19 protein-coding genes and 1 pseudogene are annotated in these 21,973 nt (G+C 33.0%); 7 read left to right on the forward strand and 13 right to left on the reverse strand.

All coding sequences use genetic code 11. From position 1 onward, the window contains the following. Window positions 1-3: 3 nt before the first annotated feature. The 4 genes and pseudogenes from H7355_RS11035 to H7355_RS16215 form a co-directional block, all read right to left on the reverse strand. Window positions 4-513 (reverse strand): thermonuclease family protein, encoded by a 510-nt coding sequence (locus H7355_RS11035; protein ID WP_186647415.1) that lies wholly within the window; start codon window positions 511-513, stop codon window positions 4-6. Between the two features lie 18 nt (window positions 514-531). Beyond that, the gene (locus H7355_RS11040; RefSeq protein WP_186647417.1) at window positions 532-1,326 is read right to left on the reverse strand and encodes an ABC transporter substrate-binding protein; all 795 of its coding nucleotides are present in this window, start codon (window positions 1,324-1,326) and stop codon (window positions 532-534) included. Window positions 1,327-1,339: 13 nt separating this feature from the next. Continuing rightward, a complete protein-coding gene (locus tag H7355_RS11045; RefSeq protein WP_186647419.1) occupies window positions 1,340-2,056 on the reverse strand; it encodes a tyrosine-type recombinase/integrase in 717 nt (238 codons plus the stop codon). 18 nt (window positions 2,057-2,074) lie between these two features. Next, window positions 2,075-2,287, reverse strand: a pseudogene (locus H7355_RS16215) (site-specific integrase); the annotation flags it as partial. A gap of 846 nt (window positions 2,288-3,133) precedes the next feature. On the opposite strand from H7355_RS16215, the gene H7355_RS11050 reads away from it, so the two are divergent. Beyond that, window positions 3,134-3,784 (forward strand): hypothetical protein, encoded by a 651-nt coding sequence (locus H7355_RS11050; RefSeq protein ID WP_186647422.1) that lies wholly within the window; start codon window positions 3,134-3,136, stop codon window positions 3,782-3,784. Window positions 3,785-3,787: 3 nt separating this feature from the next. On the opposite strand, the gene ribD is transcribed toward H7355_RS11050, so the two are convergent. Next, window positions 3,788-5,074, reverse strand: coding sequence for a bifunctional diaminohydroxyphosphoribosylaminopyrimidine deaminase/5-amino-6-(5-phosphoribosylamino)uracil reductase RibD (gene ribD / locus H7355_RS11055; protein WP_186647424.1), 1,287 nt, complete (start codon window positions 5,072-5,074; stop codon window positions 3,788-3,790). Window positions 5,075-5,231: 157 nt separating this feature from the next. Here ribD and rpsO point away from each other — a divergent pair, with 157 nt between their 5' ends. Then, a complete protein-coding gene (rpsO, locus tag H7355_RS11060) occupies window positions 5,232-5,501 on the forward strand; it encodes a 30S ribosomal protein S15 (RefSeq protein WP_130610747.1) in 270 nt (89 codons plus the stop codon). Window positions 5,502-5,584: 83 nt separating this feature from the next. On the opposite strand, the gene H7355_RS11065 is transcribed toward rpsO, so the two are convergent. Both H7355_RS11065 and H7355_RS11070 read right to left on the reverse strand, forming a co-directional pair. Further along, a complete protein-coding gene (locus tag H7355_RS11065; RefSeq protein WP_186647426.1) occupies window positions 5,585-6,841 on the reverse strand; it encodes a hypothetical protein in 1,257 nt (418 codons plus the stop codon). A 108-nt stretch (window positions 6,842-6,949) separates the two neighbouring features. Continuing rightward, window positions 6,950-8,191: a hypothetical protein gene (locus tag H7355_RS11070; RefSeq protein WP_186647428.1), complete on the reverse strand. Its 1,242-nt coding sequence runs from the start codon at window positions 8,189-8,191 to the stop codon at window positions 6,950-6,952. 178 nt (window positions 8,192-8,369) lie between these two features. Between H7355_RS11070 and rarD the strand changes: the two genes are divergently transcribed. Then, window positions 8,370-9,287, forward strand: a complete 918-nt coding sequence (gene rarD, locus H7355_RS11075) for an EamA family transporter RarD (RefSeq protein WP_186647430.1) — start codon at window positions 8,370-8,372, stop codon at window positions 9,285-9,287. Here the strand turns inward: rarD and H7355_RS11080 are convergent. Further along, the gene (locus tag H7355_RS11080; protein ID WP_186647432.1) at window positions 9,282-12,329 is read right to left on the reverse strand and encodes a hypothetical protein; all 3,048 of its coding nucleotides are present in this window, start codon (window positions 12,327-12,329) and stop codon (window positions 9,282-9,284) included. The two genes, rarD and H7355_RS11080, sit on opposite strands and share 6 nt — an antisense overlap. A 112-nt stretch (window positions 12,330-12,441) precedes the next feature. Beyond that, window positions 12,442-13,287: a 3-deoxy-manno-octulosonate cytidylyltransferase gene (kdsB, locus tag H7355_RS11085; protein WP_186647433.1), complete on the reverse strand. Its 846-nt coding sequence runs from the start codon at window positions 13,285-13,287 to the stop codon at window positions 12,442-12,444. A 568-nt stretch (window positions 13,288-13,855) separates the two neighbouring features. On the opposite strand from kdsB, the gene H7355_RS11090 reads away from it, so the two are divergent. Continuing rightward, entirely contained in the window at window positions 13,856-14,998 is a 1,143-nt protein-coding gene (locus H7355_RS11090) for an SGNH/GDSL hydrolase family protein (protein WP_186647435.1), read from the forward strand. A gap of 17 nt (window positions 14,999-15,015) precedes the next feature. Here H7355_RS11090 and H7355_RS11095 read toward each other — a convergent pair whose 3' ends face one another. The 4 genes from H7355_RS11095 to H7355_RS11110 all read right to left on the reverse strand — a co-directional run bounded on the left by H7355_RS11095 (window position 15,016) and on the right by H7355_RS11110 (window position 17,892). Then, entirely contained in the window at window positions 15,016-15,516 is a 501-nt protein-coding gene (locus H7355_RS11095) for a hypothetical protein (RefSeq protein ID WP_186647437.1), read from the reverse strand. A gap of 39 nt (window positions 15,517-15,555) precedes the next feature. Beyond that, window positions 15,556-16,044 (reverse strand): hypothetical protein, encoded by a 489-nt coding sequence (locus H7355_RS11100; RefSeq protein ID WP_186647439.1) that lies wholly within the window; start codon window positions 16,042-16,044, stop codon window positions 15,556-15,558. After that, window positions 16,034-17,614 carry a hypothetical protein gene (locus H7355_RS11105; protein ID WP_186647441.1) on the reverse strand — a complete coding sequence of 527 codons (1,581 nt, stop codon included), beginning with the start codon at window positions 17,612-17,614 and terminating at the stop codon, window positions 16,034-16,036. Before H7355_RS11105 ends, H7355_RS11100 begins: the two co-directional genes overlap by 11 nt. Before the next feature lie 134 nt (window positions 17,615-17,748). After that, entirely contained in the window at window positions 17,749-17,892 is a 144-nt protein-coding gene (locus H7355_RS11110) for a hypothetical protein (protein ID WP_186647443.1), read from the reverse strand. Window positions 17,893-18,190: 298 nt separating this feature from the next. Here H7355_RS11110 and H7355_RS11115 point away from each other — a divergent pair, with 298 nt between their 5' ends. From H7355_RS11115 to H7355_RS11125, 3 genes are all read left to right on the forward strand, one after another. Continuing rightward, entirely contained in the window at window positions 18,191-19,498 is a 1,308-nt protein-coding gene (locus tag H7355_RS11115) for a tetratricopeptide repeat protein (protein ID WP_186647445.1), read from the forward strand. Window positions 19,499-19,531: 33 nt separating this feature from the next. Beyond that, the gene (gene rsmB, locus H7355_RS11120) at window positions 19,532-20,902 is read left to right on the forward strand and encodes a 16S rRNA (cytosine(967)-C(5))-methyltransferase RsmB (RefSeq protein ID WP_186647447.1); all 1,371 of its coding nucleotides are present in this window, start codon (window positions 19,532-19,534) and stop codon (window positions 20,900-20,902) included. A 96-nt stretch (window positions 20,903-20,998) separates the two neighbouring features. Then, window positions 20,999-21,940 carry a hypothetical protein gene (locus tag H7355_RS11125; protein WP_186647449.1) on the forward strand — a complete coding sequence of 314 codons (942 nt, stop codon included), beginning with the start codon at window positions 20,999-21,001 and terminating at the stop codon, window positions 21,938-21,940. The last annotated feature ends 33 nt before the right edge of the window (window positions 21,941-21,973 follow it).

The raw sequence follows: 21,973 nt of genomic DNA on the forward strand, positions 1-21,973 counted from the left end.
ATTTCATAAATTTTTATTTTTGCGCCAAAGACTTGGACTTTCATAATTTAATAATGACCAAATACCTATTTTTAGCTTTTTCGCTTTTTTTTCAGCAGAAAAATATTTTTCTAAATTTAGACTTGCATTTAATTTACCTCGATAGACTTCTGCCATACCATTTTCAATCATCTTTATATTCACATTTATATTATCAATGAAAATTTCTGATAAATTACGGCCAAAGTGATCTTCACTGTAATTTTTGAGTTCAACTTTTTTTCCCTTTATAAGGGAATTTAAATAATTTTTACTTTCATTACCAAAAGCTTGACCTTTTTTGACTTGACCATGAGCAACCTCTGGAGCGTCAATGGCTATGAGTCTTATTTTAATATTGATATTATCTGAACTTCGCACGCGGCAGGTATCACCATCATGACAATTCACTACGAAATAAGTAAAATCTTTTGCAAAAACATTTACACATAAAAATAAATAATAAAATATAAGCAACTTTTTTAAGTTTGTCATACTGTGACGTTCCAATCGCTAAAGGTCGATGAGTTTTTGAGACTCTATTTTAAGCTCACTTAAATACTCTAAACACTTTAACGAGCGGGAACCATACCAGCTCAAATTCTGGCCATCAACACGTAAAAAATGTCCATTTTTTAACTTATAGGATTGTTTGAACTCTTCTATATGTCTTTTTTTAAAGGGATATGGTTCAGAACTAAACAAATAAAACTGGGAAGATTTTACCTGCACCATTTTTTCAGTTAACACTGGGTAACGCAAATTCATATCTTCCTCAGTGATGACACTATTTTTAAAACCAGCTAAACTTAGCATTTGTGATATATAAGTTTTATCGCCAGCCACCATCCAAGGATCTCTCCATATAAAATACATAAATGAATACTGCGGAGATTTAATAGATTTAAATTTATTTAATTGATTTTCAACCTTTTCTTGCCAAACACGTACCCATTCTTCACATGAAAATATTTCGCCAAATTGTTTGACCATTTGAATGACATCATAAATATTTTTGGGAAAGGAATCTATTATCATAGTCGATGTTTTATCGATCCTCTCCTCGAGCAATCTCCGTATTTCTGGGGTATTTTCTTCTTTATTTACTATTATATGGGTGGGCTTTAAAAAGATTATTTTCTCGATATCAGGATCTTTTGTACCTCCAACAGCAAGTGCACTTTTACGCAAAATTTTAGGAGATACACAGAAATTTGTACAGCCTTTAATATTATTTTGCATACCAAAATCACATATAGTTTCTGTTAAACTAGGTACCAAAGAAACAATACGAATATTTTGGTTCATATGCACACACCAATTATTCTTTGCCTTTTATTTTTCTCATACTTGTCTTCTTCTTTTCTCTACTATTTAAAAATCTTTCTAGAGAGTGCAATGAAGAATAACCAGCTAAACTGGCTACTTTTTCATTTTCAATTCCCTTCGCCAACCAACGCAAAATAGCATGATTTCTTAAACTCTCAGAGTTATAAGGCACTCCTAAGATTTCTGTGCAAACTTCATATATGACAAACTTGATTCCATGTCTGTGCAGAAAATTAGTTCGAGTTTTGCGACTCACATTAAGATAACCAAAAAACAATTTATCATCAAGTTCAGTTGTCAAACCCATTTGCTCACGAGCTTCTTTTAGCATGTTCAATGCATTTGCAATTTCAAGATTGTAGGGAACAAGTCTTTCGTTATTTCCTGTGACTTTTAAACAACCAGCAATAGATGTTTCTGAAGTCGGTTCTTCCAATTCAGGCCAAACATCCCCCCATGACAAATTAGCAGCTTCTGAAGCTTTCAGCCCGCATTCGCCTAAAATAAGTATAAGCGTCCAATCACGAATTGCTTTTTCATCTTTGCTATACGCCAATTGTTTAAGTGTACGACTCAGATTTAAATATTTATCATGTGGAACTGTAAGTAAAATGGAGACAGGCTGTTTAGGAGATTTAGTTTCTAAAAAAGGGGAATTCTGAATTATTTTTTCTGAAACGAGGAAGTGAATAAAAGTACGGACACTCATTTGTGCCCTTCGGACACTGGATTGAGAATTTCTCCCATTTTCTTTTAAAAAATGGAGCCAATTCTCTTGCGCTGGATAAGAATAATTATCTGGACTTGTTTGCTTTTCTAAGAGGAACTCACAAAAAAGCGATAAATCATTGCGATAGGCACTTATCGTATTTGACGACTTCCCGTTTTTTTTAAGCTGGTTTAAAAAAAACGGATGAGCAAAGAAGAAAGCTTTGAAAATGCGAAAGGCTCTTGATTATAGAACTCTTTTTTAACAATTTCGGTCACTGCAGACTGATGGTTGATAAAATTTCCATCCATGAAAATCTCCCCAAAAAAACTCGTTTTAGTGAAGGAAAGCATTCCTATGAAGAGCGCTTAAAATACGGTATGTAAAATCTATTCGTTTCGATTTTGACTCTCAATAACTACTACATAAAAAAAATTATTAAAACAATATTAATATATTATATTTATGATTTTATAAAAAATACTTTATTAACAGATACTTATATTAAGTTATTTTGCCATTGGTAATCTTTGCCTCCCCAGAGATGGTATAGCTTTGCTAAAGATTTTTGTTAACTTATTGAATTATTTGGTAGTCATAAGACTCCTCTAACAAGGCGATTGTATTTTTCAAATATAAACATATTCACAAAGAATTATCGAAAGCTATAGTTAAAAAAATCTACAAAAATTTTCTGCTTTATTTTTTGCCGAAATTAATTATGGTGAGCAATTTCAAGGATATAATCAAAGCATTACGTTTTAGTACAAAAATACAATTTGAGCTTGAAGAGTTCTTTTTTCTCTCTTTTGATAAATTAAAAATAGATTTTTTATTTATCAAAATGCATTCAATATTCTATTTTATTGCTCTATTTAAAGTCTTATAAAAAATAAGACATTTCAATCTAAATAACTTGAACTCATCTAAAGAAAAGTGCTTAATAGAAAATTGGAGTGGGGCGCATTCTTATTTTAATCAGAGTGCATTCAAATTTAAATATTTTGGTAATTTTCACTTTCTTAATATATATATTAAATAATATTTATTCTTTTGCCCGAGTGAAAAGGAATCATAATGTCCGATATAAAAAGAATATTAGCGCAATCTGCAGGATTAAGAGCATATTCAATTAGAGTCGGGATTTTAAACAAAACCAAAAGATATTTTTCTTTAAAATATAACATTCTGTCGAATTCAATCAAACAGTACGAAGAAAGCCCAATCATTCGCTCAAAAATCACTGGCAGAAAAATCTATGAAGCATTTCTTTCTGAAGGAGTAAAAATCTCTGAAAATTGGTTTTTTGAAGGATCTGGCACTTTTCCAATCAGTGAGGAAATCTGTGCAAAGCTATTTTATGAATTTGAAGATCAAGAGTCAAAAGCATATACCGATATACTTTTATTCAAAGCGCGTTATCGCGACGCAGAAATTATAACGATAGAAGATAAAGCAAATTATCCATATTATAATTATGGTGATTATGTAGGTTTCATTTGGAGAAAACTAAATAAAATTGATAGCATCAATAAAACCGTATGTGCTGTTGAAATTAATGATGAAATAATTATCCGTGTTTGCACAAAAATATCGAATACCAAGGTGAGGATTGAAGGAAATAATTTTCAAATTAAACTTATCACAATAGATAAAATAGCACCCATCATTTTTCATAGACCTGGAAAGAGATACAGACTTATCAACACAGATTTCAAACACAGCTAATCGTTAATTTTCTTGAACCATCTCGAGAAGAATATCATTGCCAAGTCTCTCTTGTACGACAATTTTCATTCTTTCAACTTTTGACACATCTCTAAAAATGTAGGGAATTAACGCCCTTTGCTTTTTAGAAAATAATTTATTCTTTTCACCTCCCAAGAAAAAAGGAGCTATGAAAACATGAAGTACATCATAATTTTTTTCTTGTAAAAATAAACTTAAAAGTCGAGGACCACCTTCGATTAAAATGCTTTGCAAAGGGCGGCCTAAAAATTCATCAATTTCTTTGCATTTTAAACTTTCAACGATGATATTTGTCATCTTATTTTCAGAATTATCATTTATTTTTTGTAAAATAAAATTTTCATTATTTTTTAAAAACTGAAACCATTTGTTATTTTTTTCTTTTTCGTCAAGTAAAACTTGAGTTCCAATAAGGATAATTTGCTTTGTACCCAATTTAAAAGTTTTTTCAGTTAATATAGCTTGCTCTTGTTCGGTACATTGGAAAATTTTGCCAAAAGGATCATAAATTATCTTAAGCGGATCTCTTTTATACTGATTTTGAATTTCTCTTACATCTAACGATGGAAAATCATTTAAAAGAGTTCCAACCCCAATTAAAATGGCATCGTATTTTTGTCTTAACCAATGTGTGTATTTTCTAGAGTGGATACCTGAAATCCACTGCCACCCATCATGATCATCCGCAAAACAACCATCAAGGCTTTGCGCCCACTTTAAAGCAATTAATGGACGATGATTGCGCTGCTGAATAAAAAAGGGAGAAAGCCATGCTTGCACCTCTGTTTTTAACACGCCAACTTTGCACTCGATTCCCATTTCTTTTAATTGCTGAATACCATTTCCACTTACTATAGGATTAGGATCTTCTGAGCCAATAACAACTTTCGATATGCCTCTATTGCGAAAAAGCTCTACGCAAGGAGGCTGCTTGCCCACATGAGTGCAGGGCTCTAATGTAACATAAACCGTTGTCCCTTCGAGATCGCCCACTTTCAGAGATTCAAATGCCACTCTTTCAGCATGTTTTCCACCCCATCTCTCTGTACAACCGCTTGATATTATTTTGTTATTTAACACAACCACACAGCCCACAGATGGGTTTGGATTCGCAGCGCAGCCATTTTCCATACTCTTGCTCAGAGCTTGAGCCATCCAATACTCATCTGAATTTTCTAATATAATCTCTTGCCTTGTTAAATTTTCTTCTGGATAGAGCTTTTGCAAAACTCCGCCAAAGGAAAATCCAGGCTTCAGTGACAAAGACATTTTTCATTGCCTTTCTAAATTAAGAGTGATAGCAAGAGTGTTCTGATTATTCATTTTAGGAATAAATCGGTTTTGCGCCCCAATCGCATGGAGGACCAAAACTTGTTTTTTCCTGTATTTTAAATCACTTGGGTTATTTCCCAGAAAGGATTTTTCCATGCAAATCACTACAGAACAACGCGCAGAAATCATTGCTAAGTTTCGCACACACGAATCTGACACCGGTTCTCCAGAAGTGCAAGTTGCACTTCTAACCGCTCGTATCAACCAACTGACTGAGCACTTCCGCAAACATGCAAAAGACTTTGCAGGTCGCCGTGGACTTCTTGCTCTTGTAAGCCAACGCCGTAGCTTACTTGATTATGTTAAACGCAAAGAAGAAGCACGTTACCAAAAAATTATTGCTGCGCTTAACCTTCGCCGCTAATAAGAAATAGATTTTATTTCTAAAGATTTTAAAGCTGGATTCTTACAGAATTCAGCTTTTTTTGTTATAGTAAAGAAACTTAATTATTTCATATTGAAATAAACTCCTGCGAGCAATTCGTTTGGACTATCTTTACTTGGTATATTTCTTTCTCCATAAAGAGTATTTATATTATAATAAGTATATTTTAAAAATAAACCGACTATTTCACCTTCGAATTCACTCAAAAAACTGCCACCAACGTCAATACTATTATCAAAACCAAAAACAAGTTGTGGTTTTATATTAATATTCTTAATGAGTTTAGAATTAATGTTGAATACATAACGGATTTGTGGACTGATTTGCTCATAAGTACCACCCAAGTAAACTTTCTCATATGCAAGCCCTAAACTCAATTTATTATTTACTTTATAACGTAACATTCCTTCCATTGAAAGACCTTGTGAATTAATAAAAGTACTAAAATCGGGTAAAGTAAAGCCAAAAAGATCGAGGGTCTTTATATTTTGCTCACCATTCCAAATATATTTTAAATTCCCCCAGAGAAGTGAATAAAAAGTACCACTCGCTAATAAACTAAATAAATACGATTGCTGTAAATCTGTCCGCGTAATATTTTTTCCCAATGCAGCATATGAGCTTTCAATTTTTTGCGGATCACCTCCTTGAAATTCTGCAGGATTTAATCTTGAGTAGTTATAAGGAGAGAGTTTATCTGCAAAATAAAAAAAGAAATCTGGGACAGTTCCTCCTCTCTCAAAAACCCTTTCAGCCAAATTTTTAGTTAATAAAATTTCATTATTCATTCCACCCGCAGTTGAAATAAGAGAATTGACTTGTTGCTCAGTCGCATTCTGATAAGAAATTGTCCCAGAAGTCGCTGCCCCTTCATTTGGATATCCTGCACGTTTAATAATCATTCCAAAGTATGTACTTGTTGATGCAGTTTGGCTGTTATTTACAAAATAAGTAATGCTGCTAGAGCCAAAATATCTAAAGCGTGTCGCATGGCCAAATTCATGAAAAGGCACATTCATATAAGTTGAGCTAAAATATCCAACTTGAAATAATCCAGAAAAAAATGCAGAAAAAAAACGACCAATGGCAAATTTATCTGCGGATAATTTTCGGAATCCCCAATCATACGTTTCATAAACACTCATTGGAAAATAGGCCATACCTTCGTTTGAATTAAAAGTACTTTCCAAATAGCCACTTGATAAGGTAAAACGAGTTGAGGTCTGTGATTTATCACTAAAATCTATTGCAAATATTTTGATAGTGAAAAGAGAAAATAAAAATATCTTTATTTTAAATATAATTAAATATTTTTTCATATAATCCGAATTCAAAATAAAATTAATTTTTTTAATGATAAAGATATCGGAGAAATATAAAAAAAAAGAGTAGGAATTTATTACCCACTCTTTTTCTGTTCGCGATTTTTAAAAGACGTAAAAAGCACCCGCGAGGAGTTCATTTGCATTGGAAGCAAATGTTATGTTTCTTTCCCCATACAAAGTCTTTTTATTATAATACGTGTACTTTAAAAACATCCCAACATCATATTGCGAAGTCGCTTCAGTCAGAACGCTTCCACCAACATCGACATTGCTTGAGTCAAAGCCAAGCACAAGCTGGGGTTTGATAGAATATGCTTTTATGAAGCCATTTTGATTTTTGACCTTATAAATAACTTCAGGCGAAATTTGTTTATAGTCATCACCCTTAAATATTTGTTCATAGGAAAGACCTAACTTAATGTTCTCATTCACATCATAATGCAGAACACCTTCTGTTGATAAACCTTTGGCATTTAAATAGGTATAAAAATCAGGCAAGCTAAAACCTGCAATTTTAAGCGGTTTTATCAGCTGAGTTCCGTTAGCCAAGTAATCGATATTTCCCCAGACCAATGAGAAAAAAGTACCACTGGCGAGCGCACTAAATAGATAGTAATTTTTAAAGTCTGTCCGAGTTATTTGTTTACCAACAGCAGAATAATTTCGTTCAAGCAGATAAGGATCTCCAGTCCGCGAATCTAAACCTGAATAACCATACGGCCCTAATTTCGCAAGTAAGTAGTAGGAAAGATCGGGTACCGATCCCCCTCTCTCATGGATACGTTCGGACATAAGCTTACTGAGAAGAATTTCGTTATTCATCCCACCAGCAGTTATAACAGTATCCACTTCACGATTTTGTGTAATATAAATATCTGTATATCCATTTGCTGACGTAGAAGCACCATCGCCTGAAGATCCAAGTCGATCGAAAACCATTTGAAAAAATGAAGTCGTAGTTGTTGAAGAGTCATTAGGCCTATATGTAATATCATTAAAACCATAATAACGAAAACGGGTGGCATGACCATATTCGTGAAAGGATGTATTGAGAACACCACTTAAATATGTCGGCAAAATTTGCCCACCAATAAGCCATGAAACAAATCGAGATAATCCTGAATCTCCAAACGAGAGCTTTTGAAAACCCCAATTGTATGTCTCATAAACACTCAAAGGAAAGTAAGCCATACCTTCATTTGAGTTGGTCCCATTTTCAAAATAACCTGTTGATAAATAAATGCGATTTTCTGGACTACGCCAATCCTGAGACTGGGCATAGGAATTTGTTGTGAGCAATGTTGTGAGCATAGCGCTTAAAGCTATTTTTTTTGCAATAATCATATTGAACCTTTAAAATTACTCTAGAATTAGAACTCTTTAAAAAAACATTTATTAAATTGCAGAATTCAGAAAAACAATCAAGCATTTTAAGATATAAAAAAGCATTTTAAAATATTTGTTAAAAATCAAAAAATATGTATCGTACACTCAGATAAACAGCACAGTTTTTGAGGTTTGCATGGAAAATACACATTCTAATAGGAAATTAGGTCTCTGTCTCGTACTTCTAGCATTTACAATTTGGGGATTGATACCTCTCTATTTTAAAACATTAATAGAGGTTAGCCCTCTCGAAATTCTTGCCCACAGAGCAGTTTGGTCTCTATTTTTTCTAATAGGAATAATATTGATACAAAAACAGTTTATGCAAATATTTGAATGCTTAAAAAATAAAAAATATCGATCCTATTTATTATTAACTGCAATTCTGATTTCTTCGAATTGGCTTATTTATATTTGGGCAATACTGCATAATTATATGATAGAAGCCAGTCTAGGATATTTTTTAACTCCATTATTAAATATATTGCTTGGAGTCCTTTTTTTAAAAGAAAATTTATATTTCATGCAAAAGATTTCTCTTATAATAACAATAATAGCAATTTTTGTGCAGTTTTCTTCTGCTAAATTTTTTGGTGTTGGACCATGGATCAGCATAAGTTTGGCATTAACTTTTGGTATTTACAGTTTGATTAGAAAGAAAATTGCAGTCAACTCTGAGATTGGTTTGAGTATAGAAACTTTATATTTATTTCCATTTGCATTTGGCTATTTATTATATATTTTCTTTAACCAAAATATGATTTTTTTAAATTCTTTAAATATAAGTTTATTACTTATGTTCAGTGGAGTCGTTACAGCTTTACCTCTGTTACTTTTCGTAGCAGGGAGCAAATATTTACCTCTCTCGAGTGTTGGATTTTTTCAATATATTTCACCAACAAGTCAGCTCTTAATAGCAATATTTGCATATAACGAAAAAGCGAGTGTAGAAAAAATTATAAGCTTTTCACTCGTATGGATCGCTCTTTCGCTCTATATTATACACAGTGTTTATCAAATCTATTTTAACAAAAAAATTCAAATAAAATCATAAAATATCTGTGAATTTCACTTGAGTTAATACATACCAACTCTTTTCACCGAATCCATAGCCATAAATAAGTGATGGAAATATTTGAAAGCCTTTTATATCCATAGTTAGCCCAGAACCAATTCCAATACTGGTGACAGAATTGAAAGTACTAAAGTCTGGAGTATCTGACACACCACCTTCTTTTAATGAAATAAATCCGCGCCAATCATTTAAATAAGCCATAAGTAATTTCGATTCGAAGTTATTGCTGAGAGGAAAATCATAAGTTAACGAACCTGAGTAACTCCAATATCCCGCTCTTAAATCTAACAAAGTCCCGCTTCCAACAATTGGAAAACTCAGATAACTGAGTGAAACATTTTCACCTAAAATATAACCTTGAAAAGGTGAATAGATTTCTTTTAAATTAAATGTGTTATTTCCTTGCGTCGTTGAAATTGATGCCAAAACTGAAATATTTTGATTGTATAAAGAAACAGAAGTACTGAGAGAGGCATTGACATTAAAATAATCCAAATCACCAACACTTTTTCCTGCTGAATCCAGCGCACCACCTATACTATTAAATTTTCCCAAACCAAGTTTTAGGTTTGAATTCCAAAGCAACCATTGGCCATGAGTTTTTTCAGCGACTTCTAAGTAAAATCCTTTCTTAAATAAGTTTACAGAGAGAGAGGTTGTAGCTGATATAAGATTTGTTGTTTGAGCTCCAATGGAAGTAGGATCCACTCTTAATGCACTGTAAGGCTGAATGTTAGAAAACATAAGCGAGTTTTGCCAAGTAACCGTAGATGGAAGAAATTTTAAACCAAAACTAAATAACAAACCATTTTGTTGTAGATAATTAAAGTAACGAGTTTCTGAATCAGATTGATTGTTTTTGAGATCGTAATATCCATTAAAAAGAGGACTAGAAAATAGAGAAAGAGAAAATGCATCAAATATTCTATTATTTATATATGTAATAGCTCCACTGGGCGCATCTAAGTAAAAATTATATCCTCCAAATATTTGTATACGATAACGCCCCATTTCGTCGATAAATGGAACAGCAAAGACACCAATACTCGGACCGCCTAAAAAATTAGGTTGAAAGTAAGGATATGCAAACAAAAAGTTGTTACGATAAGAAGCACTTTCATATGTATAATTCGTTTGTTCTTTTTGTTTACTCAGATCAATTTTAGCTATATTTTCTTTATTTTTAATTACATAATCTTCATATAAATTTACATCCTCACCAAGCAAACTGTATTTTTTCTGATCATAAATCGCTTGAAAGGGAGGAATATATTTTTTAAATTGATAATGATTTAAAAAAGGAGAGCTTGCTTTTAATTTACTTTGCCAAGCAGTGTATTCTGTTTTCAATTTTTTCAGATCTATTTTACTAAAATGATAATTTTGATTTTTATAAACCCAAGCACCGAGAAAATCATTATTATCTCCGTTCCAGGGAACTAATCCCTGCACCCACTCAGGAAAAGCTGCAATCGTAGTTATTTTTTGTCCTGGACTGAGTTCGATTAAACTCAGCACTCTGTTCCAGTCTACCAACAATCGATAGTTGCCATTTTTTAAAACATAACCTTCTTTAATAAAGAACTTATTGTCACCTAATATTTCTGTCTCAGAGAGATTTTTACATAGTTTCTGCAAAGATGTTTTATTGCTATCTTTATTTAAAATATATATAAGGCATTTTTTATCATTATTTTCTTTTAAATTTGAAGATAAAAACTGAGCGTAATTTGGGAAATTAAATTTCTTAATAAACTTTAATTCATCTTTTAAGGCATTGAAAAAATAAATGGACTGATTGCCATTTAAACTTGCACTCAAATAAAATTCCCCGTTGCCAAAACTTTTAATCTCATCAATCACAAAAGGATTTTCTTGGGTGGAAAATTCTCGAGTGACATCACTTTCAATATTTTCATTATTTAGCTGTGAAATATCTCCTTTGAATTTAATAACACGCAGTTTATGCCCATAGGATGCGTTTGAATAATCTTTCCGCTCAGCCGTTAATAAAATTCCATTTTTGCTTTCACTGAGTGCAAAAAGACTTGAACCAGAAACACTTAAAGGTAATCTTTGTGATTTTTGAGTGCTAAAATCATATACTTGCAATGCGCTGTCTAAAGGATATTTTTCTGCCGTTAAGTTCGAAAAAATCAATTTATTATCATGCACAACAGCAGGAAAATAATAACTTTCTTCACTTGAAGGAAGAGAAGAATTTAACAGAGAAGGCATTTTTACAAGATAATTTTCCCATTCTTTTTTTTGTTCAATTTTAAATTCTTCATATAAGCTCTCGCCATTTTTACCTAAAGTCTTATACAACCAAACGTCCGTTGCACTGTAAAAAGGAGGTATACGAGTTTCTTTAGAAATTTCTGAATGAATTTTATATAAATCTTTTTCTGTTACTTTTTCGAATATCCAACGTAAAAAGCGTCCTGACGCCACATAACCGCGTAAATTTGTATCACCATCGGCATTATAAAGAGCATGCATGCGCTCCCATGTGGGCCAATTGTCTTGCAACGCCATACTCCGAGCAATGGCATCGGTTTCTGTGCTACCAACACTTTCTGTTAAATGTTCCGCTAACCCTTCTATCCACCAAGTCGGAAACATAGCAAGACTAAAAATCCGACCAGCGGGTCCAATATTAAAATCGTTGTGTTCATACATAAGTCTATGCACGAGTTCATGTTGAAAGAAAGCCGCACCGCGTGAATGGATCATCTGCGCTTCAATGCTCATGTTAATAGGATTGGCAAAACCAGGTCCCTCAAAGCGTCCACCTAAAATAACTGATATTTTGTCAAATTCTGAAATTAAAAAGCGATCTTTTTGTGAATTTAGCAATGGCATTGCATCATTTGGGAGTTTTACCCCAAGTAAAAGAGATAAATACGGGTAAGAATATTGCAAAGATTTTAAACTATATTCCCCCATGGGAGCTGCATTTTCATCGTAATATATAGAAAAAATATTATTCTCTAGTCGATTCCACTGAACATCCCGCATATTTCCTGAGTCAGATTTTAAAAAAATTATTGGAACTGAATAAGAATTAAAATGAAAAAAGGAAATAAATATGGAGAAAATTAAAAAAAAAGAGTTATTTTTCATATATTTTTCAATCGAATTTTTGAGCTATTAACTGTGCTTGTTTGAGATCATCCTCTGTATCAATGCCAAAAGGTTCTGTCAGTGCTTCGCACACGAGTATTTTCCAACCCGCTTCGAGGGCACGCAATTGCTCAAGACTTTCAAGTTGTTCTAGTGAGGAATGCACAAGTGTCATATATTCACACAATGCCTGATAGCGAAAAGAATAAACGCCTACATGGTGTAAAAAAGAAATCTCTTGCTGTAAATTTTGTGCTTTTTCTAACCAATTAAGACCCGTGGCACCTAAAATATCTTTGGGATAGGGAATTGGTGCACGTGAAAAATAAAGCGCATTTTGCTTATTATCACAGATCACTTTAACAACGGAGCTCTCAAAAAACATTTTGGAATTTGTCCGCCGAAAAGCCAAAGTGCCAAGAGGAATATCTTGTTTATTTAACATTTTTTCAACAAGATTATAAACATCTTCAAGAGAAAAGAAGGGTTCGTCTCCTTGAATATTTAAAACTATATCTTGATTCTTAATAGGCAATTTTTTTTGTATTTCCTTTAGAGCAGAAAAAACTCTTTCGGTTCCATTCTTTAAATTGCTATCTGTCATAACCGCTGTTGCATTTAATTTTTGCACTTCTGCAAAAATTTCTTCGTGGTCGGTCGCTACGACCAAATGAACATTTTGTACATTTATATTTTTGCTAAAAAGTTTTGCTAAACTTTGCGCCCGCTCTGTGACACGGGAAATCATTGTTTGCTTACCAATATTTAACAAAGGTTTTCCTGGAAGGCGAGTTGAGGCAAAACGAGCAGGAATGACAATAAAAACATTAATTTTGTCCGTTAAATCTATCATCACTTTCCTTTCAAAAATAAGAATTCCACAAATCTGCAATAAAATAAGGTATTTTGCAAGTATATAAAAGAAAAAAATGCAAATGCACCGAAGGGTACCATAACATAATTTTATTAAAATTTTAGTCTAAGAGGGATGCTTATTTTAAAGTTGAATAAAATATTTTAGGGCTTGTTCATATCTTTTAGGGGTGTACTATAATAAATCTAGTTTTAGGATCTGCAAATTAGAATCTAGATTTTAGATGAACGAAAAATTCATGAATTCTAGTATTTATTTATAATGAAAATTACTAACAGAAATATTATCAAACCTAATAAAATTTTTCCTTACCAATTTTTAATTATTTATTTGATATTTTATTAAACTAAAAATTATTAATCCAAATATAAATTTCGCGATTAATTATTATTAAAATAGAAATTCCCCTTACTCATTATTTTATTCCTAATTTCTTAAATATATCCTAGACATTTTTTTCTATCAAAGTATATTAGCATTAGGGCCCTATCATAGTATCTGATACACTGATTAATAATTTAAAATTTTCTCTTTAAAAGGAATTTAAGTGAAAAAAATAATATTATCGATAGCTTTTTTATCTATTAACTTGGCGTCTTATTCTGATGAAAAAAACCCTGGAAACAATGTCAATTTTGAAAGATTATATGTCTTGGGAGATAGCCTATCTGATACAGGAGCGTCCACTGGTTCAATTACTAAATATAGAAATAATTGTGATGATAAAGATTTAAATCCGTTTATTTTAAATTTGCTTAATTTAGGTTTTCTGGCAGATATTTGTTCTAAACTTCCAGAAAAAATTTCTTTTGCTTCGCCTGCACATATGGGGAGATCCTTTACAAACGGAAAAGTTGCCGCAGAAGTTTTGGCAGAAAAAATGAACTTGGAACTCTCTCCTGCATGGAAAGTAAATGATTTGTCACTCTTTGGTTTTGTAAATTTCAAAGGAAGTTCACAATTAGGAACCAATTATGCTATATCTGGGGCGAAAGCAGCCATTGGGAATGATATGGCTGATACTCTTTTTTTGAATAACTTCACTTTAAATCAGCAAGTGAGTGCTTTAATAGCTGGAAAAGGCAATCGTGATATGAGAAATGATTTATTTCTCATTATGATAGGTGCAAATGATATTATATCTGCAACATTTAATTCAAATAATTTAATAATAGACAATGCAGTGTTTGAAATTGAAAAATCACTGATTTCTCTATACAATGAAGGAGCTAGAAACTTTATTATTACGAATGTTCCAAATATTGCTTCTCTTCCTTTAATTAAGGCAGATTTAAAGCATAGAGCTGAACATCTTTCAATTGATTATAATTTTAAATTAAATGCAAAAATAACTGATTTTAAAATAAATCATAGTGATGCAAATATTATCTATATTGATTTATATAAACTATTTGATAATTTAAAACAAGATTATTCTCATAACGGCATAGATTTTTCAACTCCTTGTACATCAAATATTTCAGATACTATGATTAACAATGTTGATTTTTCTTTATTACTTAATATAATTAATTCTGGAAAACTACCCTTTGAATATATAAACGGCTGTTCTGCTCAAACCATTAACAATCACTTCTTTTTTGATTCTGTTCATCCTTCAAGTTGGGGACACGAAAAGCTTGGAAATAAAATGTATGAATTATTATTAGAAAACAGAAGCAAAGAATAGTTTTAGAAAAATGATATTTATTTTTTAATAGAACGAAACATTTTTGGATCGTTTATTAATCCAATGGTAATATCTTGCGGCACATTTTCTGGTGAATAAAATGCTATTCCAGCCGATGGAAATTCAAAATCTTCACTTCTGCAAGAACCTTCATGACCATGTTGTTTGAGGTGTTCGACTATTTTCTTTTTCGATCTATTCGCAAGATCTTTGCCAAAAAGCATAGCTTTAGCTGGTGCAAGCACAGAAATTGTTACTAAAACGTTATATTTATAACATAATTTAAGCTCATACCTAGAAATATATGATGCAGTTTCTAAACCTCCAAATTTTTCTTCCCAATTTTTCACTGTGTCTTTCAAAAATTCCATATTGCAAATTCTATCTGATTTTCCTATCAATTGCTCTAATTCCTCTTTTTTTTGCCCAATAAGTATTTCAATGTCTTTGCCATCTTCTTGAAAGTGAATACTTTTTCCCATTATTATTTCGTATTTGGGTTTAAATTCATTGGACATAATTAACTGTCTCCAAAATTAAGCCAACTCTATTAAAAATCATTTACCTTCGTTTTTAATAGATTTAATAGTAATATCTTGTGGTATTTTTTCTGGTGAGTAAAATCCAATACCAGCTGTTGGAAAATCAAAATCCATATTAAGTTCATAAATACCAACATGACCATTTTTCTCAAGATGTTCCACTATTCTTTTCTTAGATGTATTTACAATATCTTTTCCAAAAAGTATCCCTTTGGCAGGTGGATAAATGGAAATTTGTCTTACAATTCCATTTTTATATGAAATTGAAAGTTCATATTTGGAAGAATATATAGCTTTTTCTGAACCACCAAATGTTTCTTCCCACTCATTTCCGTAAATGTTTTTAAGGTGTTCATAATTATTCAATCGCTCTGGTTTTCCAATTTTACTATCAACAACTTCCTTTGTTTGTCCTATAAAAAGCTCTACATTGTATCCATTTTCTTTAAAACAAATCCCTTTCCCCATAATAATTTCATATTTTTGAATAAAATTATTTGACATAGCCGGTGGTCTCCAAAATAGATTTATAAATCATAAGCTGAGAAATCCCTTCATTGTATCTCCCTGGAAACTTAAGATTAATCTCATTTATATCTTCAAATAGTGCCTTAGAAAACTCACCATTTTCAATAAATTTGATTTGCCTATTTCTGTGCTTAATTGCTTCGTCACTTCGACCATGAGAGGTGGTTTCCTTATGATCCATTTTCGTCATAGCAATACTCGGACCTGTGTATTTGCCAATATATTTCATACCAGCTTTTGCAATTGCATATTGAGATGGCATATGATGAACTTCAATTGAATTTGCACCTTTTACCTGTCCCTTTGCACAATGAGAAGCAAGCGCTCTGACAAGCACGTAGGGGCCACCCTTAAGAAAGGGTTCACAAGGTGTCTCTTGATTCATCGCCCAATCCCAGTCTGCCTCGCTATAACCCAAACTTTGTAAGAACTGCAATTCAATTTCATTGGGTCTTCTGTACTCAAAGTCGTCAATTGCGAGTTCATTGAATTCGTCAATATATTCAGAATTATCGATTTCTCTGGTGTGTGGATTATAAATCGGAGTTATATTATTTGGCTGAAAAGTATGTGGTTCCTGGTAATGATTGTAATTCTCACTGTAATCCTGAGGTTGAGATGCAGGGATATGCACAATCAGTTTGATTTTTCCATCATCTGTTCTCTCTTCCGTCAAATCGTATTTAGCAAAAGAAAAAATATCACTGATCGGCTTATCACCTGTAGCAATATCTTTATTTTCAACATTCGATTTTTTTGCAATGCGTTTTCTTATTCTTTTGGCAGGATTGTTTGGAGTCTGTTGAACATCAACATATGTCGTTTCATTTTCTTTTACAGAAATTGGTTCTGAACTAAACTCAACTGTTACGTTATTGGAGAAAGAGTTTAATTCATCGCCGACTTTTGCATTATTATCAGTATATTTTTGAATTTTGTTTCTCATGTCATTAAAATATAGATACTGACTTGCGTATTGATCAAGTTCATTGATTGCTTTTTTGGCATAGTGATTGCAATTTGTCCCATGCGTTAAGCAGTGATCAAGCAAAAATAAAGAAACTGCCGTTCCCGCTGTGATAGCAACTGTAACTGGACCTATAACTAAAGAGCCTCCAATCGATATGTAAAAAACAGGTTCTGCTAGAACATTCACAGGTTGAAAATAAAATGGTTTTTCTAAAACAGAAACGTTATAGAGCTTGCTCAAGTTTGTGAGATCGTATAGAAGTTCGTTATTTACTGCAACTAAGTCAGCTTGATCATTTCTATTTTGATCAATAATTTTCAACATACTATCAATTTCTTCTTTTTTATAAACCGGTTGATCTTGAAAAAGATTTTGAAAAGGTGTTACAAATTGAGGTCCCTCTGGGGTAAAATCAACTTCTAAAACCCTTGCAGGTACATTGTTCGGTCTAACTTCCACATAAGTTTTGTTTGTAGTTCCATTCGTTTCCACTCCAACACTTATTCCTCCAGTTGATTTAACTGCATCCTCAACACCTGGAATTTTACCAACAGTATCGTTGCCTGCTTGGTTCATTTGATTCACCACTTGCCCAATTAAAAAGAGACGTTGTCTATCTATATGCTCCAACTCTTTGTCAACACTGTGGTATGTCCTTTCAGTTTCAGCTGTAAATTGATTCCCGGCAGTGCTCAGTGCATTGCCGGGAATCAATTTACAGCTGAAACTTGATCACCGACGCGACCAATTTCACGACAGATTTTATTAAGCCACCCCATGGAATAAACAGGTGAGATATAGAGCAGCCCCGAAAGACAAAGAGCACGCAGTACAATTGAATTCTTTTTTTGCAAAATAAAATTCCCTTCTTATTTAATGTAACAAATAAATAACTGAACAGTTATCCAACTGTGCCGTATATAATATTTAAATTTTTATCAATAAAATAATTTAATATTTTATTTTTCACTTGATATTATTGATGGAGAAAAGAATTAATTCATAATTCATTAAAAAATAAGAATTGTTCCAACTGAACTTTATTTTCACAGATAAATCTTGTATTCAATATTCTTATGAAAGATCCCGGCACAAGATGCGCTAAAACATATTGTTGTGCTAAAGTCATTGGAGTGCAAAAAGGAGACTAAAGTGCCAAGACAAATTGCCACCATAAGCACCGATGGGATGCCTGTGTGGGATACATTTGAGGCAAGCTTTTTTTTAGGGGCAGGACTTTCAGTTGGAATTGTGCTTGGAATCTTATTTCCTTCTCTCTGGAGAACTTTTAGAAGGCGCTTTCGTAAAAATGCATACTCTGCACCTCACAGTGAAAAATTGGAACAAAAACTCGATGTCACTCTTAAAATAATGCGTGATGAGTCGGAACAAGTTGAAACTCAATCCAATGAAAATGAATCGACCCCATTAAATATCAATGAGAAGATTCTCATTGCTCAATCTTTTGTTCTTGCGCGCAATTATTTTCAAATAGGAAATGCGCGCACCGCAATTCAATTGTATATAGATATTTTAACGAATGAAAATGTATCCAAAATAGAAACCAATCGAGCTTTATTTGAACTTTCGCAAGTATATGCTTCCATGGGTCTCTACATGCGTGCATTTGACACTGCGATAGAGCTTTTTTATCGAAAACCAAAAAACTCAGAAATACTGATCCATATTTTAAATATCTGCGCAAAAGGCTACTTTCCAGAAAAATTAAATTCCGCTCTCAGTATTTACAAAGGTTCGCCTGACAAAGATTTGCGGCTGTCTATTGCACATGCTCTCTGTAAAATTGGTGAGATTCATTTTGAAAAAAAGAATTTGCATCAAGCTCAAGAACTTGCTCGCAATGCTATCGGATGGGAAAGAACATCCGGAAGGGCTCTTATCCTTTTATGGCAAGCAACTAGCCAAGATCTTTGGCAGCGCATAGACAATGATCCCAAATTAATGTGGACAGCGTTGGCAACTGACCTCGATGCACTTCTCCATATCTTTAAATCGACAACAACTTCTGCTGTGGCTTCTGCTCCATATCTTTCTAAAATTCTTACTAAAATGAGTGCTCAGCACGGTATAACAGAAAATTATGCCATACTACAAAAAGAGTTTTTACAAACCTTTAGACCAGAAAAATTTGATGAAAATATACAAAAAAGCCTTTGGGCATCTATCTTTCATGCAACTCTTTTGATACAGGAATCACCTGAGCTGAATAAAAGCAAGTTTTTATGCGATGTGGTTGCTATACTTGTTGATAACAACGAGAGCTTTGAATATATAACGAATCAAAGTAAAGCTGCGCAAATTGGCTACACTTCTCACCAATGTGAAAATTGTAATGCTTTTTTTCCAACGTTTGTCTGGAAATGCACAAATTGTGACACAGAAGAAACACTCAGACCCATGATTTATCCTGACCTAACTAGAAGTAAAGTACGGATATAACAAAACAAGTTTATTCATTTTTGGAGCACAAATATGTCCACTCGCTCTGGCACGCTGACGCGAGCAATTGCCATCGATGCCTTGACTCATGTTCTAACCCGCAACATTCACACTGACGTAGCTCTTGATAAACTCTTTGCTAGTCAACCAACATTGCGTCCCTTAGACAAAGCTTTCATTTATGAAATGGTTTTTGGCTCGTTAAGATGGCTTGCAAAAATGGATTGGATTATGTCACATATGATTGACAGACCCTTTTCAAGCCTCGATCCACGTGTAGCCAATGCTTTGCGGGTCGGCACATATCAAATCTATTATATGGACAGAGTTCCTGAGCGCGCAGCCGTATCAGAAACTGTTGAAGCTATTAAACAAGTTGGTGTGCCCAATGCAGCTTCCCTCGTCAATGCTATATTACGCCGAGTTGCGAGAAAATCTGAATATTTCCCAAAACCTGACAAAGTTAAGCAAGCAGTTGAATACTATTCTATGCATCATTCCTTTCCTGCTTGGATGGTTGAACGTTGGTACAATCAACTTTCTTTAGAAAGATTTGAACATTTATTATCGAATAGTAATAGAGTTCCTAAGAATACTTTAAAAATTATTAAAAGAAATTCCTTACCTGAAGGTGAAAAAGATCTTGCAACATATTTACTAAAAACCCACTCTATTGAAAGCGCCTGGCGTCCATTGCCCGGTTCTTTGAGAATTGAAACTTTGCCTAAGTTCGATAAATGTGAAGCCTTTCAAAGTGGTTGTTACATTGTGCAAGATGAAGCAGCACAGCTTGCTGCAAGCTTAGTAAATATTTCCCCAACTGATACTTGCCTCGATGCTTGCGCAGCACCTGGTGGGAAATCTATTTATTTATGGGACAGTGGTCTTGAACCAGAAAATTTAACCGTCTGTGATTTTGCGCAAAAAAGACTTAAAATACTGCGGGAAAACTTTGAAAGAGTTAAATTAAATAATGTAAATATTTTACACGGCGATGTTGTTGAACAAGTCAAAGGGAAAAAATTCACAAAGATATTACTCGATGCACCTTGTTCCGCTATGGGTGTTATTCGAAGACATCCTGAAATCAAATGGCTCCGCTCACCCAATGATATTCAGAACTGCGCACTCGAACAATCCCGTTTACTTAACTCTCTAGCTGAAAATGTGGAAGTGAATGGTGAATTGATTTACGTGGTTTGCAGTTTTGAAAGCGAAGAGACTACAGAGCAAATTAACAATTTCCTAAATCAACATCCTGAATTCGAGAAAATCAATCCATACGATAGAATTCATGATTTTTATAAAAAGTATGTTACTCGCGAAGGAGAACTTCTGATTTACTCGGGTAACCCAGATGATATTGATGGTTTTTTTGCTGTTATTCTTAGAAAAACAAAATAATTAATTTCCCTCCTCATATTTTTGACATCAAATTTATTAAGAAAATTTAGATTATTATCGAAACTAAGCATGATGTCACAGAGTGAGGAGTTCTCTTTGAAAAATTTTAAAGTTTATTTAACAATTAAAGAAGAAGCTATAAAAGAAGATCTTAAGCGCATGATTTCTAAAGATTTCAAATTAGTTTCTTCTCCAGACGACTGCGACGTATTTTTAAGTGATGATCAAAAAGAGAAATCGGAAAAAGCAATAAATATGCTTGTGGTAAATGTATCTAGAATTCCGGATTTTAAAGGTGTACAAGATTTAGATGGTTTTCACCATTATATTATTTTTTATGAAAATGATTTTCTCGAAGAAAGAGTGCGAAAAGCTCTTATTCGTCAATTTAATATTAAACAAAGTAAAAATTCTGTTGAAATAACTGGGGTAAAATCACTGATAAGTTTAGATCCTATTGAACATCCCAGTGGAATGAAGCTGCCAATTATAAGAAATTTTACAGTAAAAAGCTCGAGAGAAAGGCTTAAATTTGCTGAAGATCTCGAAAAATTTTTTGATGAAATTGAGCCTGTGACAGGCTCAAAAAACCCAACACTTTCGCAATATGCTGTGGAAATTCAAGAAGAATTATTGATGAATGCAATATGGGATGCCAATCCCAAGCACGCTATGAAACCAAGGACAACTCCGGTCGATCTCGATCCAGGGGAAGAGGTTCAGTTAGAATGGGCTTTTAATGGTAAAGAATTGGCAATTTCAGTGAAAGATATTTTTGGTCGACTTAATCCAGAAATAATGGATAAATACGTAAACTTTATTTTTAAAACTGGACAAACGAGTCAACATTCATTGAGCACACAGCAAGTGAGTGCTGGTCTCGGGATGTATATGATCATTCAAAGAGCAAATTTACTTTCTGTTTATATTTGTCAAGGAAAATTGACCGATGTAGGGGTCGTCATTCGTCTCGCAGGTAAACGTCAGTCAAAAGGTCAAGCTGCAAAAGCTATCGATATTATTCAAGTTGAAGAGTGATAACAAATATTGCGATCACTCACGTAATGATTA

Origin of the sequence: Fluviispira vulneris (genome assembly GCF_014281055.1) — a bacterium.
In the GTDB taxonomy this organism is placed as follows: Bacteria; Bdellovibrionota_B; Oligoflexia; order Silvanigrellales; family Silvanigrellaceae; genus Silvanigrella; species Silvanigrella vulneris.